Genomic DNA, 14,017 nt, shown 5'->3' with positions numbered 1-14,017 from the left:
AGCCGACTCTTGATCAGCAGATTCGGGGTACCGCCGTTCCTGACAACCGCAGCGATCAGGCACGTCTATCACGGACTCAGTTCGGACAGAGTTCGGTGACCGGCCCGGCCTGCCGCTGAGGATCGTCGAGTTCGGGATACACATTGCCGTCCGAAAGCGCGATTCGACCGTGCTCGAACTCGATCACTCCGGTCATGGCCTGATTCAGAGGGTTGAGCGGACGTCCAAATACAGGGAGGCCGCCCATCTGCTGATACTTCCGCCAGACGGGCCTCGGCAGCCATACGAACTTGTTCGTGGGGCTGGTGATCATTGCCCCCGGTGTCTGCTCGCCCTTCTCCAACGCGACGATGCGCGCTTCCCCGCAGGTGATCGGGTCGGATTCGGGATAGCCCTGAATTCTGGCCGCGTGCTGGCGGTGCGGGTAGGTGTAGTCGTGCCAGTAGTCTCCGGTCATCACGATGACGCGATCAGCGACGGTGGCCATCAGGCGGGACTGTCTTCCGCTGCCACCCACCAGGTCCTGGCTGTAGCCCTGATCCCATGGATGCACGAATCCCTGCTCCGGTTTGCTCACCGGGCACCCGAGAACAGCCTTGCCACCAGCGCTGTTGTACGCGTCTACCCAGACCTGACGGTTGTACCTCCACCCATCGCTTCCTGAGAGAAACACACCGATGTCGCTACAGTTCGGTCGTGGCTCATCCTTAGAGCAGAGCGCGAGCTGAGAAACGAGGACCACTACGACCGCGGTGGACACCGCGGCCGACCCTGTGAGCAATCTGCGATGCCACCAAGGTGAGCGAGACTCGCCGACTTCGGTCTCGGTCTTCGACCGCTGCTGCTGGAGCGTCCAGGCTGCTGCGCGCCGCTGCTCCCACTGGAGCAACTGGCGGTCGATATTCTTCGTTTCCCCGGACTTCTCGAGCAGGATCTGCACCACGAGCCGAAAGTCATGATCTGAGCGCGGGACACCACGGCCGGTGGCTTTGAACCAGCCGGCAATGGTTCTAGGACTCACTCCTTTGCTGGTGCCACCCTTCCTCGAATCGATCTGCGCTGTGCGGTTGTGGATGCTCGTCGGACTGGGGGTCTTCGCCTTCTGATACAGCGCGTCCAGTTCTGCGAAGAACTCTTCGAGGGCGTCTCTCCCCCCAGAAGCGGTCACGACAGGGGAACCTCGCAGCCTGCCAAACCGCGAATCGCGGCGACTCGCGCTCTCTCGCAAACTCGCGAAACATGTTCTGACATGGGCACATCCGAACCATAGCGGCGCAAGCAGGCTTGAGCGGCCGAATGTGTCATCTGCACTTCATCGCGTCACCGATTCACTGCACGAACGGAAAAATCGATGCCCGCGACCACCAAAACCCTCCTCCTCATCGGCGCCACGTTGCTGGCGATCATCGCCGGAACAGCTGCTGCAGTTCTGTCGAAGTACGACGGCGCCACAACGCCCGCAGCCGTGCGGGCCGGTGGAATCAGTTTCGGCGGCACTCTGACGCTGATCCTGCTCACGATCACCACCTACACGCTGCTGTAGTCGGACAGCAGTCGGGTTGTCAGCTGCACGCCAGCCTTCAGCTCGGCCCTCCTCTCCTCCAGGCCCAGCAGAGGCCCCAACCTGGGGCAGGGATGGGGCCTGCCCAGGTTGGCAGGCCCCATCAGGCCGATGAATCGCCCCAGCTCAGCGGCCAATGTCGCAGGTGGATCAGACCCTGGATTACCTCCTGGATCACTCCCTGGACCAGGGATGGACCAAACCCCCGCGCTGATCCAGGGGGGTAATTCAGGACCTGGCCGCTAGGTGGTCGAGGCGGGCAGGTCGGGTTGTTCGTGGGCGGTGAGCAGCAGGTGATCGAACCGGGTACGGGTTTGGGTGGATCCGCCGGCGAACTCGCGCAGACCGGCGACGAGTTTGCCGGCCAGCACCCGCAGCTTGGTGTTGGTTTCCTGCGACCGCCACGACAACACGTTGAACGCCTGCTCGGCGCTGACCCCATACATCGCCATCACCGCCCCCTTGGCCTGCTCGATCACCGCCCGCGCGACCAGCACCTCCGGCAACACCTCGTCGATGGCCTCGTCGATCGCCTCAGCGCGGTCACGGGCAGCCGTGGCGGTCAGGTCGACGTAGTAGCCGGTCGATCCCACCAGGACCCCGGTCTCGTCACGCATCTGCTCACCCACCACCAGGACCTGCCGCTCGGTCCCGGCGGTGTCGATGATGCGGTGGCGGCTGCAGAACGCCTGCCCGGTCCGCACCATCGCGTCCAGCACCTCGGCGACCGCGGCCCGATCATCGGGATGCTTGTGCCCGAGCACCTGATCCATCGTCGGCATCATCAACCGCGCCGGATAGCCATGCAACGCCGCGGCCTCCGCCGACCACTCCCACCGCTGCCCGGCGAACCAGAACCAGAACCGGCCCGCAGTGAACGACACCCCGGCCACCGCGTCCACCGCGGCCACATCATTCGACACCTGGCAAGTATCACCCGCCGCTGCCAGCCCCGCGCGGGCCGGAGCAAGCTGTGGACTCAACCTCCCCCGGCATCGATCGCCCTACCCGCCCCGACCTCCCGAAAACCCATCCCAGGGGCCGGGTGCGGGAAGGTTCGGGCCCCGATCCGTTGAGGCGCCCACGAGCGCGACGAAGCTCAGGCGCGCGGTCCTCCATCATCGTCGCGGCCTCGAACCCCCGCGTTCGACCAGCCGTAATTCGGCGGCCAGCAGCTCGCGGTCGATCACCGCGCAGTCGGACACCATCGAACAGTCCCGCAGCGATCACCGGCCGCCAACGGCCCGGCGGTGACGCCTCGAAAGGCACCCGACGGGCAACTGATTGAATAGTCCAGCCACACCTGCCCGTCTCCACCAGCCGCCCTGGCTCGGCGCCGGTGTGGTGTTCGGATACCGGCAGCGTCGCCGGGAGCGGTCAAGCAGCGGCCCATCCCGTCGACGCTGCACCGATCAACCCTCCACCCCGCTTCTCCCCCGCCCCCACCCTCACCCCCGGATCACATGCGCCGCCGAGTGACCCGCGCACCTCTCCTCAGCCTCGTCGCGCTCCGCAGTTCGACCGAAAACATCGGGCTTCACCCCGCCACAGCACGAACCCATATCGGTTCCCACTGACCAACCGTCACCGACGCTGAACACGTACTAATCAGTGGAGCAAGATATCCCAAAACCCCGGGGTTTTGGGATGCGCCCGGGGACGGGCGCGGGCCAGAGGGAAGGATGCTGCCGCTGCCTTCTTCGCGCGCGGACTCTATCCCGAGAGCGGCGCCGCGAGCGGTCAGTTCAGCGAGGCGCGGGCTTCGCGTAGGTAGTGGGCGCGCCACCACTGGTCGTCGGTGTCGTTGCCGTTGACCCGCCGTTTACGGGTCTCGCCGGCCACCTCGAGCAACTCGCGGGTCATCGCGCGGGCGGTTTTGCCGTGGTGGGGATTGGTGTGGAAGTAGGTTCCCCACTCGGCGGTGGTCTGCTCGACGGGCATGTCGACGATGCCCTCGGTCTCCAGATACATGCTGCCCCTGCCCTTCTTGTTCGTCACGATAGTCATCTCCTGTCCCTGTTCGCGCGGGATGCACAGCGAGGGCCTGGACTTCGGTGTCCAGGCCCTCGCTGATGGTGTGGTCATGTGCCTGCTGCCCGGGGCGGCGGGCTGGTCGATCAGGACAGATATCGCCATTCGATGCGGGTGACCGTCGAGTCCGGCGCGCAGCCGGTGTGGGAGTCGCAGAAGAAGGCGACGAACTCGGCCGGGGTCATCCCGTCGAAGCCCTCGGCCCGGACTTCGGTGTCGGTGATGGTGTCGAGCCGTTCGCGGTCGACGGCGACGACTTCGACATCGACGATCCGCACCAGCGCCTCATCCTTTCTGCGGCCCATAACCTTGCGGCACAGGGTCAGCCGGGTGCCCGGGGTCAGGTGCAGCCAGCCCATCCGGCGGGCAACGGTCTTGCGGCGGGCGACGACGCGGTCCGCGCACGGCTGGTGGAGCTGCTCACCGAGTGATACCGGATCCTTCTGCAGAACCCGGGATGAGCTGGACGAAGCTCAGAAGATCAGGAGCACAAGAAGAAACGCGACACCCAGGCCGACCCACCATTTCCAGTGCTGGGGCAGGATGCGTAGCTCGCCGGCCGCTTCGAGGCGGCGCAGATGGTCCAGGGCGTCGCGTTCACGCTGGGTCAGCGGCCTGCGCGGCGGCACGAGGACCGGTGTCCGGTGCGGGCACGTGGGCATCAGGTGGTAGTCCTCGACACACCACGGGTTGAAACACCGGTAGTACGGCGGGATGTAGGCCATACCCGATCCCCCTCTACCTCTCTGTGTGGTCAGCCCGCGAGCAGGTCGAGCAGATCGCGCGGCTCCCTACCGCTGGTGTCGGTCGGCAGCTCGAACAGCACCAGCGTCGATGCCGCGGCTTCGGCGGCCCGCTGCTCGGCGCGTTCCCGGATCGCGCACGTCGGCCCGATCCCCTCGGCGACCGATCGCGCCGACAGCAGCCAGCCGTGGCAGCGGCGGCAGTGCGCGACCAGCCGCACGGTGGGCCCGTCCTCGATGGCTGCCATACCTTCCCTCCTCGACCGGGAGTCTCTCCGCCGCACAGGGTGACACACCCTGCCGACATCCCCCGCGGTGATTCGCCGAGGAAACCGAGAATCGGCGCACCCGACCCGGTTGAACGGGTGGCGGATCCTTTCCCGCAGCCTCCCTGCGGCGACGGCATTCACCTACAAACATCCACCCCAGCACGCAAACTCAGACACCGCTACCATGAGCGCACACCACCCACCAAAGCACCCGTATCCACCTGCCACACAAGCAAATTTGAAAGACTCAGATTTAGAACTTGCAGACCTCTTGCACGCAGGTCACGGCCCGATCACGAAACATGATGCGGGGTACGGTGGTTGGGGTGATGTCACTGGCGAAGATCGCGAGTGGCGATGGCTATGAGTATTACCTGCGCAGTATCGCCACTCACGATGCGAACGAGCGCGGGAACCAGGCCCTGGCCGACTACTACAGCGAGCGCGGTGAATCCCCCGGCCGCTGGTGGGGTTCGGGGCTGGCGGACCTGACCATCCGCGACGACGACGGTGTGGTGGTCTCGTCGATCACTGCTGGTGAAGAGGTCACCGAGCCGCAGATGTGGGCGCTGTTCGGGCGTGGCCTGCACCCGGACGCCGAGGCGTTGATCGCCGACGAAGTCGCAGCCAAACGCGCCGAGGGAATCTCCGCCCGCACCGCCCGGGCGCACGCTCTGCGGGTGAAGGCCCGCATCGGGATGCCGTTCAGCACGCCCTCGGTCGAGGAGTTCTCCTACCGCGCCGAGTGCCGCCGCGCCTACGAAGACTGGAACACCGCCCACGGTCACCTGCCCGCGGCACCGGTCCCCGATGCCGACCGTGAGCGGATCGCGACCGAGGTCGCGGCCCGCATGTTCGTCGCCGAGCATGGTCACCCGGCCCGTGATGAGCAGGAGTTGTCGGCGTGGGTGGCCAAAGCCGCACGTCCGAAGTCGAAGCGGATCGCCGGGTTCGACCTGACGTTCTCCCCGGTGAAGTCGGTGAGCGCGGCATGGGCGCTGGCCCCGCGCGAGGTTGCGGCCAAGATCGAGGCTGCCCACCACGCCGCGATCGCCGACGCGCTGGGGTTCCTCGAGCAGCATGCGGTGTTCACCCGGATCGGTTCCGGTGGCGTCGCCCAGGTCGAGGTGGGCGGGTTGATCGCGACGATGTTCGACCACCGCGACAGCAGGGCCGGTGATCCGGACCTGCACACCCACGTGGTGATCTCGAACAAGGTCCGCCGCGCCACCGGACAGTGGGGGGCGCTGGATGGGTCGATGCTCTACCAGCACGCGGTCACGGCCTCGGAGATCTACAACTCCCGCCTCGAACACCACCTCGAAACCGCCCTCGGCGGTGTCGTGTTCGTAGACCGCGGCCGCCTGGATGCGGGTAAGCGCCCGGTGCGGGAGCTGGCCGGCATGGATCCGGGCCTGGCGGCGGTGTGGTCGACCCGTGCGGAGGCGATCACCGGCAAGCTGGGGCAGATGTCGGCCGACTTCCAGGCCCGCCACGGGCGTGAACCGTCGCCGAAGGAGTTGTGGCGGATGTCCGAGGAAGCGACGCTGTCCACCCGCGGCGGCAAACACCACGCCCGCTCCCGCGCCGAGCAGCGCCGGGATTGGCGTGCCGAAGCCGAACGAGTGCTCGGCTCGGGCGCCGCGGTGGAGGCGATGGTGGCCCGGATGCTGTCGCCCCCGCCCACTGCCCCGGTTCCGGAGCGGGAACTGGTGGATCCGGTGCGGGTTGCGGCCGCGGTCGTCGATGTGGTGGCCGAGGCGCGAGCGACCTGGCAGGCCCACCACATCCGCGCCGAAGCCGTGCGCCAACTCCGCGGCCACGTCGCCCCCGCCGCCTGGACCGACACCCTGCGTGAGGTCGTCGCTGTCGCGCTCGGGGACGAGCTGTCGATCCCGCGCCGAGTCGTCGACCACGCCCCGGTCGCGGCCGGGCTCACTCGCTCGGATGGCAGCAGCATCTACGTGCGCGCCGGATCGACGAAGTACACCTCCCCCGCGATCGTGGCCGCCGAGGCCCGCCTGCTCGCCGCCGCACAGCTCGACGGCGGCCGGGTCATCCCGGCCACCGCGATCGCGGTGGCCGAGGTCGAATACGCCGCCAACGGCCATGAACTGAACCCCGGCCAGCGGTCGCTCGTGCACGCCTGCGCAACCTCGGGACGCCGGTTCATGGCCGCGGTCGCTCCGGCCGGCACCGGCAAGACCACCGCGATGCGGGTCCTCGTCGACGCCTGGACCGCCCAGGCGGGCAACGTGATCGCCCTCGCCCCGACCGCGGCGGCGGCCGCGATCATCGCCGAGGAAACCGGGGTGCCTGCGGCGATGACGGTGGACATGCTGCTGGCCCTGGCCGAACACGCCCCCGACCGGCTCCCGCCTCTCGGCCCCGACACCCTGGTCATCCTCGACGAAGCCGCCAAGACCGCCACATTGAAGCTCGACGCCGCCGTCGCGTTGCTGCTCGACCGCGGCGCGACGGTCCGCGCGATCGGTGACGACCGGCAACTGTCCTCGGTGGCGGCGGGCGGGATCATCCGCGACATCGTCGAAACCACCCCCTCCCCCACCCTGACCCGGGTGATGCGGTTCGCCGACCCCGGTGAAGCCGCCGCGAGTCTGGCCGTGCGCGAGGGCGACCCGGCGGGACTCGCCTACTTCTTCGACCAGCAGCGTGTCCACGTCGGCACCCTGACCGAGAACGTCGGCGCAGCCTTCCGGGCCTGGCGCGTCGACCGGGTCGAAGGCCGCGACGCGGCGATGCTCGCCCCCACCCGGGCGATCGTCGGCGAGCTCAACGCGCTCGCCCGCGCGGACCGCCTGGCCCGCGCCGGGCGCCACGGCCAGCCACCCGGGCCCGAGGTCGCCTTGGCCGATGGCCTGTTCGCCTCAGCGGGGGATGTCATCACCACCCGCCGCAACAACAGGAGGCTGCCGATCTCGGGCACCGACTACGTCCGCAACGGCTACCGGTGGACCGTGCAACAGATCCACCGCGACGGGCGGATCACCGCGACCCACCTCGGATCCGGGCGCCGCGTGATACTGCCCGCCGACTACGTGCGCGAGCACGTCGGCCTCGGGTACGCGACCACGATCGACTCCGCCCAAGGCCTCACCGTCGACCGCTGCCACGGCGTCCTCACCGGACGCGAGTCCCGCGCCCAGCTCTACGTCATGCTCACCCGCGGCCGCACCGGCAACCACCTCTACCTCGCCACCACCACCAGCGGCGACGAACACAGCATCCACACCTACGACGCCATCCACCCACCCACCGCACTCGATCTGCTCACCGGTGTCCTGGCGCGCGAAGGCACCCAAACCTCGGCCACCACCGATACCCGCACCGCCACCGACCCGCACCAGCTGCTCGCCGGGGAGGTCGACGCCTACCACCACGCTCTGGGCCACCTCGCCGAAACCCACCTCGGCGCGCAGCGTCTCGCCCAGATCAGCGCCCACGCCGAGCAGCTCGTGCCCGGCATCACCGACGCCAACGCCTGGCCGGTCCTACGCCAACACCTGGCCGTCCTCGACCTCTCCGGCACCGACGCCCTGACCCGACTCACCCAGGCCGCGGCCGGCCGTGAACTCGGCACCGCCGCCGACCCCGCCGCGGTCCTGGACTGGCGGATCGACCCCACCGGCCGCCACTCCCACCCCGGCGCCGGGCCGTTGCCGTGGCTGCCCGCCATCCCGGCCGCCCTGCGATCCCACGACCAAGACCACCAGCACCTGACGGTCCGGGCCGCGCGGATCACCGAACTCGCCACCACCATCACCGAGAACACCCGCACCAGCACCGATGACGACGTGCCGCTGTGGGCCCGCGCACTGCGTGAGGTCGATCCCGCCCTGGTCGCCGAACTCGCCGTCTGGCGTGCCGCCCACCGCGTCCCCGATCTCGACCGCCGACCCACCGGCCCCACCCGCTACCCGGTAGCCGAACGCCGCGAGCAGCAACGCCTCGACCAGGCCGTCGCCGAACGGATCGGCGCCGACACCACCCACACCCGACGGTGGCGTCCGATCGTCGACGACCTCGATCCCCGCATCGCCACCGACCCGTACTGGCCTGCCCTCGCTACCGAACTCACCCGCGCCGCCGATACCGGCATCGATATCCCCACCGCGGTCCGCGCCGCTCACGGCGACCGGCAGCTACCCGCCGAGCAGCCCGCGGCCGCGCTGCGCTGGCGCCTGACCGCCACCCTCGACCCTCTCGGGAAACCGCAACCAACACCCGAACTCGCCGGTGCGCTCGACATCGCGACCGAACCTGCGCTCCCGCCGGTCGGCGCCGAGTGGGAAGCCGCGATGGTGCGGGCCCGCGAACAGCTGCGCGACACCAACGTCCGCGACCCGCGACGGATGAGCGATGCCGAACTCGCCGAACTCGCCCGTGCTCTCACACCCCGCCCCGGCAACGAGCACATCCGCATTCCCGCGGTCTTACGCGTCCATGACGCCGAAGCCGCCCTGACCGCCGCACGCGAGCGTGACCGCCAGCTCGACCAGACCGCGGCCGCGATCCGCCGCGCACAACCCGCCGTCGCCACCGCCGAAACCCTGCAAGTCGACCACGACCGGCGAACCGCCGAGATCCGGGCGACCGAGCGCGAACTCGCCCAAACCTCCCGCATCAAATGGCGGGTCCGCACCGCGCTCCAGACACGCCTCGACGAACTCGAACGCGAACAGGAGCAGGCCGTGATCCAGCTCGCCGCCGCGCGCGCCGAAGCTGCCCGGCTCACCGCCGAAGTCCCCACCCCGAGCTGGCGGTGGGAACGAGCCCTCACCGACGCCGGCGACCACACCGCCCGCGACACACGCCTGAGCGCTGCGGCCGACGAACTCGCCACCGCCCGTGCTGAACTCGACCGCGTCACCGCACTCGACGAACCCCCGCAGCTGCGCCTGGTCCGCGCCGAGATCCAGCGCCGCGACAACCTCACCGGCATCGAACGCGACGCCGAGAACCACGCCCGCACCGAAGTTGACACCGCCGACGGCTCCACCGCTCAGCGACGCCGCACTGAACATCTCCGCCGCGCCACGGCAGAGCACCAGCACCGCGGCGTCACCACCGGCACCGGCCTCGTCGGCCACCAGCAAGGTCCGTCTCCGGCCACCGGTCCGTCCCGTGATGACGACTACGGGCTGTAGGTAGCAACGGTCACCACGACGGCCTTACGCGTGCATCGCCACGCCCTCTCAGTGGAGAGGGCCTGCCACACAACCCAGGTCAGCGTTCGAAACCGTCCCGCCCCCCGGCACCTCGTCCCGGCATCCCCGGTGGCGGCATGGGCTTCTGCCAATCCTGCTCGACTTCGTCGCGACAATCCGCCGGCTCTGTCGACGCGCTGTCGACGACAGCACCCGCTTCGACCTCGGCCGGGTCGGGCTGGAACTTGGCCAGCCGGGCGAGCAGCCCACTGTCCTGCGCGGCGGCCTTGGCCGCCCACCGCTGCAACGGCGACACCGGTTCGGAGTCCGCCTGCGCTTCTACGGTGTCCACCTGACCGGTGTCATCGGTCGTTGTCGTCTCGCCCTGGTCGATGATGTGGCCGAACTCGTCGACCTTCGGGGCACCGGGCCGGGACTGCAACGCGATCCGCCGAACTCCCCAGTCCCCCGCGACGGCGGCGATCTTCTCCACCATCCGCGCCTGCTCGACCGGGCGTTCGGTGACGACCTTCGCCCGCGCATGCGCTACCCATCCCGGCGACCCGGGCACCGTCACATACTCCCGGGCCGGGTCGACCCCGGCCGCCCGCAGATGGATCTCGGTCAACGCCTGGCGGGCGTGGCCGGCCATCGCCGCGGCGGTGTTCGCGCGTTCGGTGGCCGCGAGCATGTCCATGACCGTGAGCAGGCAATCGGTCATCGCCTCGATCACCGCGACATCAGCGACCGCTTTCGAGCTGCTCGACCACAGCATCCGCGACACCGCCTGCACCCCCGCCTTGTGCGGGGACTCCGGACGCCGCTGATGCGCCGGGGTCTGGGCGGCGCGGGCCAGCTGCCGCGACAACCGATCCAGCGGGCCCGGCCGGGTTTCGGTGCGCATCGACGCCGCCGCGAACAACCCCGCCGTCTGCCCCGCGGCCTTCGCCCACCCATCGCGGTCGGTGACCGGGATGGTGCGCATGTACTGCGACCACTGCCCCAACCGGGTGATCGTCTCCTGCTCCGAGAGCGGATCCGGCGCGAACGACCGCCCCGAACGGGTCGTCATCGTCGACCGCCACTGCGCGAGCGCCGCTTCCTGCGCTTCGGGGGTGTTCTCCCAGCCCGTCCACGCCCGCAACGCCGTCAGGGTGAGGTCCTTGCTCAACCGGCCCCCGCCGTACCACAGCGATGCCCGCTCCACCTCGGTGTCCTGGGCTCGGTGCGGCGGGAACCGCACCGAATAGCCGGTGACCTCGATCCCGCCCTCGGCGAAGCGCGGGCGCACCTTGATCCCGCTCGCCCGCAGCTGGGTCACGAATTCCGCCTCGGTTTCGGCCGCCGACGCGATCGCGCGCACCTGCCGGTGCAGCAACTCACGGTCGGTGGCCGCCGCCCCCAGCTCTTCCGCCCGGCGCGCTTCCCCCGGTCGCACACCGCGTTCGGTGCCGGTCTGTTCCTCCCGCGACCACAACACCGCCAGCCCGTGCCGCTTCTCGAGCACGTTCGCTGCGGCCTGCGAGCGTTTCAGGTCGCGGTAGGTGTCGATCAGGCTGCCGTCCGGACGCACCACGCTCAACGCCAAATGCACGTGATCGTTGCCCGCCTTCGACAACCCATGCCGGATCGCCGCCCACCGCACATCCGGCACATCCTCACGCCCGATGAACCCCATCTCGGTCAAAAAGTCCCGCGCGATCGCCGACCACTTCTCATCGGAGAGCTCACCCTCCGCCGCGGCCAGCGCCAGCGAACAGTGCCAGACGTGTTCATCGCGGGTGGCTTCGGCGAAGGCCTGCTTGCGGTCCATGCCCTCGGCCATCAACGCCTTCGCTTTGGCATACGAGGTCACCAGCACCGGCGCCCCCTTCAACGCCGTCACCCTGGAGCTGTCGAGCAGCTTGCCCAACTCCGCGGCGCGCGTCATGTCGATGCGGCCACCGAACACCGCCACCGACACGATGTCCCCGGCGATCACCCGCTGATCGGTGTGTTCGTTGTGCTTGCCCGGACCGGCCAGATACCGCACCAGCCCGACCATGTCCGAGCCCTTCGACACGTTCGGCATCATCGCGCCACCACCCCGTTCAGGCCGGGTCGACCGCGTCGGCCCACCCACCACCGTCGTCATCGGCGGCCGGGGCCTGCATGGGTTCGTCGATGTCGGGCATCGACACCGCGCTCACTGCCGGGGCCTTGCCCACCAACGACCGCGCGGCCTCGTCCAGGTGCAGGCACACCCGCACCACCGCCCCCAGCGCGTACTCCACGCCCTCGGCGAACTCCTTGTCCTGATGGCTGTAACGAGTCAGCTGGTTGAGGTTGTTGCCCACCCGCCGCAACTCGGTATCCAGATCCGCGAACGCCAGCAACGCCTCCCGCAGGACCGCCACCTGACCGGCCTCGGTGTCTTCCCGCTCCAGCGTGGTCTCCACCAACAACCTGGGCACCGTCATCCCGGCCGCCGCCGCCCGCTGCGTGAGGTCCTCGTGCTCGGCGTCGGTCAGCTTCACCACGCACCGCCGCGACCGCCCGCCGGCCACATTCGCCTGCCGTGACCGACGCGCCCGCGCCCGGAAATCCGGCGACTCCCCTGCCATCTCACAGCCCTCCCACATGCCCAGCGCAGCGACCACCCGACGGGTGGGTGTGCCCAATAGGGCACCTAAATTCCAGCTTGCTCCTGACTTCTTTCGGAGAGCGTACCGCAGACCTGGGTGACCGGGCGGATTCCGAACGGGACCTCACCGGGCGGGTCCGCCAGCCCCGACATCGGCGTCCGTTTCCCGGCGCTGGGACAACCAGGAAGCCCGGGCCGGGATCCGGGCGGGGCTTCCTCCGGTGGGCGGTGGACCGTGCCCGGTAATGTCGCCGGACGGAGGCCCTGGTTGGTTCGCGCTACCAGGGACCCCCGCACACAGAAGGCCCCCGCCGGGTAGCTGCCGGCGGGGGCCTTCGTGTCGATGCGGGGCGGGTCAGACCGGGCGCGGGCCGGAGACCTTCGTGGCCGCCTCCAGCGCGCGGCCGACCGTGGAGTGCGGCAGCCCCAGCAGGGTGCCGATCGCGTTCGGCGATGTCCCGGACGAGACCGCCTCATAGATCGCGGTCAGCTCTTCGACGGTCTTGCGGGACAACTTGCGATCGACGACCGCGCGCGCGATCGTGTTCGCCTCCGCGCGCGAGAGTGCGCGATCGAACGGACCATGCCCGGCGCCGGTCCGCGCGCGCGGCGCGCTGTCGATCGCGCGCGCGAGCGCACCCTGAATCGCCCCCGATCGCGCGCGGCCCGCGCGCGACTCCTGCGCGCGATCGACACCGTCGCGCGCGATCGACGCCACCGGATTCCGATCGCGCGCGAGCGAGACCACCGCGCGCCGATCGCGCGCGACCGGCTGCGTCGCGCGCGCGACGGTCGCGCGTTCCTCCTCATCGGTCGCGCGTTCGGCGGCGTCGACTCGCGCGTCCGCACCGGCTTCCCCAACCGAGTGATCGGCGCGCGACTCGCGATCGGTTCCCAGGTCAGGGCCTGTTTGAGCGACGCGCGACGCGCGATCGGAGGGCTGCTCGTCGCGCGCGATCGACGCGCGATCGGGCACCTCGCCCAGACGATCGACCGCCTCGGGTTCGCGCGCGATCGACGCGGTGTCCTCGCTCGCGCGCGAACGCGCGGCCGGTTCGCTCGCGCGCGGCGCGCGATCGACTCCGCGCGCGATCGACTCCGCGCTTTCGCACGCGCGGTCGATCGTTTCCGTCTCGCGCGCGATCGACTCGTCGCGCGCGATCGGCGCGGGCTCGGCGGTCGCGCGCGACGGCGCGACGGTCTCCTCCGACGCGGGGCCCGCGTTCAGTTCGGCCTCGTACTGGGCGATCACCTCGTCGTCATCGACGGCCGGGGCGGGGGCCGGTGCGGGCTCCGGGGTGGTGACGCGGTGGCCGGTGTCGGCCAGGGCGGCGAGGCGTTCGGCGATGTCGTCTCCGGCTTCGTCGGCGGCGGTCGAGGCGCGGTCGATGGCCAGCCCGTAGCGGCGCATCACCGCGGTGTGGGCGAACAGGGCGACACCGACCATCACCGGGGCCACCGAGTGCACGGCGATGCCGAACAGGTCCCCGGACCGCAGGTACGGGTAGGTGTTCAAACCGATGCTCATCGCCAGCAGCGCACCCTCGATCCACCGGATCAGGGTCTCGTCCTCGGTGACCTTCCACCGCGCGACAGCGGCGGAATTGACCATGAACACCACC

General features: G+C 69.6%; 10 protein-coding genes and 1 pseudogene. 2 read left to right on the top strand and 9 right to left on the bottom strand.

What is annotated here, in order from left to right; genetic code table 11:
- Positions 1-76: 76 nt before the first annotated feature.
- Complete coding sequence (locus IU449_RS27710; protein WP_195005129.1) at positions 77-1,168, bottom strand: hypothetical protein; 1,092 nt, start codon at positions 1,166-1,168, stop codon at positions 77-79.
- Between the two features lie 183 nt (positions 1,169-1,351).
- Between IU449_RS27710 and IU449_RS27705 the strand changes: the two genes are divergently transcribed.
- Positions 1,352-1,543, top strand: coding sequence for a hypothetical protein (locus IU449_RS27705; protein WP_195005168.1), 192 nt, complete (start codon positions 1,352-1,354; stop codon positions 1,541-1,543).
- A 260-nt stretch (positions 1,544-1,803) separates the two neighbouring features.
- Here the strand turns inward: IU449_RS27705 and IU449_RS27700 are convergent, their stop codons facing one another.
- The 5 genes from IU449_RS27700 to IU449_RS27680 all read right to left on the bottom strand — a co-directional run bounded on the left by IU449_RS27700 (position 1,804) and on the right by IU449_RS27680 (position 4,583).
- The gene (locus tag IU449_RS27700) at positions 1,804-2,484 is read right to left on the bottom strand and encodes a PAS and ANTAR domain-containing protein (RefSeq protein WP_195005128.1); all 681 of its coding nucleotides are present in this window, start codon (positions 2,482-2,484) and stop codon (positions 1,804-1,806) included.
- Positions 2,485-3,301: 817 nt separating this feature from the next.
- Positions 3,302-3,568 (bottom strand): hypothetical protein, encoded by a 267-nt coding sequence (locus IU449_RS27695; protein WP_195005127.1) that lies wholly within the window; start codon positions 3,566-3,568, stop codon positions 3,302-3,304.
- Positions 3,569-3,678: 110 nt separating this feature from the next.
- Positions 3,679-3,951 (bottom strand): hypothetical protein, encoded by a 273-nt coding sequence (locus IU449_RS27690; RefSeq protein ID WP_228805823.1) that lies wholly within the window; start codon positions 3,949-3,951, stop codon positions 3,679-3,681.
- Positions 3,952-4,065: 114 nt separating this feature from the next.
- Positions 4,066-4,317: a hypothetical protein gene (locus tag IU449_RS27685; protein WP_195005126.1), complete on the bottom strand. Its 252-nt coding sequence runs from the start codon at positions 4,315-4,317 to the stop codon at positions 4,066-4,068.
- 29 nt (positions 4,318-4,346) lie between these two features.
- Positions 4,347-4,583, bottom strand: a complete 237-nt coding sequence (locus tag IU449_RS27680; RefSeq protein ID WP_195005125.1) for a DUF6011 domain-containing protein — start codon at positions 4,581-4,583, stop codon at positions 4,347-4,349.
- Positions 4,584-4,933: 350 nt separating this feature from the next.
- On the opposite strand from IU449_RS27680, the gene mobF reads away from it, so the two are divergent.
- A complete protein-coding gene (mobF, locus tag IU449_RS27675; RefSeq protein ID WP_228805826.1) occupies positions 4,934-9,772 on the top strand; it encodes a MobF family relaxase in 4,839 nt (1,612 codons plus the stop codon).
- A gap of 79 nt (positions 9,773-9,851) precedes the next feature.
- Here mobF and IU449_RS27670 read toward each other — a convergent pair whose 3' ends face one another.
- From IU449_RS27670 to IU449_RS27660, 3 genes and pseudogenes are all read right to left on the bottom strand, one after another.
- Positions 9,852-11,834 carry a relaxase/mobilization nuclease domain-containing protein gene (locus tag IU449_RS27670; RefSeq protein WP_195005123.1) on the bottom strand — a complete coding sequence of 661 codons (1,983 nt, stop codon included), beginning with the start codon at positions 11,832-11,834 and terminating at the stop codon, positions 9,852-9,854.
- 28 nt (positions 11,835-11,862) lie between these two features.
- Positions 11,863-12,432 carry a plasmid mobilization protein gene (locus IU449_RS27665; protein WP_195005122.1) on the bottom strand — a complete coding sequence of 190 codons (570 nt, stop codon included), beginning with the start codon at positions 12,430-12,432 and terminating at the stop codon, positions 11,863-11,865.
- 318 nt (positions 12,433-12,750) lie between these two features.
- Positions 12,751-14,017 (bottom strand): annotated as a pseudogene (locus IU449_RS27660) (hypothetical protein); the annotation flags it as partial.

It is taken from the genome of Nocardia higoensis, assembly GCF_015477835.1.
GTDB classification, from domain to species: domain Bacteria; phylum Actinomycetota; class Actinomycetes; order Mycobacteriales; family Mycobacteriaceae; genus Nocardia; species Nocardia higoensis_A.
Note: the sequence above shows the minus strand (reverse complement) of the source record. Positions and strands in the feature narration are given on the sequence as shown.

Bases quoted from the DNA above. Each gene is read 5' to 3' on its own strand.
- IU449_RS27705 (WP_195005168.1), top strand. From the start codon at position 1,352: ATGCCCGCGACCACCAAAACCCTCCTCCTCATCGGCGCCACGTTGCTG.
- IU449_RS27695 (WP_195005127.1), bottom strand. From the start codon at position 3,568: ATGACTATCGTGACGAACAAGAAGGGCAGGGGCAGCATGTATCTGGAG.
- IU449_RS27690 (WP_228805823.1), bottom strand. From the start codon at position 3,951: ATGGGCTGGCTGCACCTGACCCCGGGCACCCGGCTGACCCTGTGCCGC.
- IU449_RS27685 (WP_195005126.1), bottom strand. From the start codon at position 4,317: ATGGCCTACATCCCGCCGTACTACCGGTGTTTCAACCCGTGGTGTGTC.
- IU449_RS27680 (WP_195005125.1), bottom strand. From the start codon at position 4,583: ATGGCAGCCATCGAGGACGGGCCCACCGTGCGGCTGGTCGCGCACTGC.
- mobF (WP_228805826.1), top strand. From the start codon at position 4,934: ATGTCACTGGCGAAGATCGCGAGTGGCGATGGCTATGAGTATTACCTG.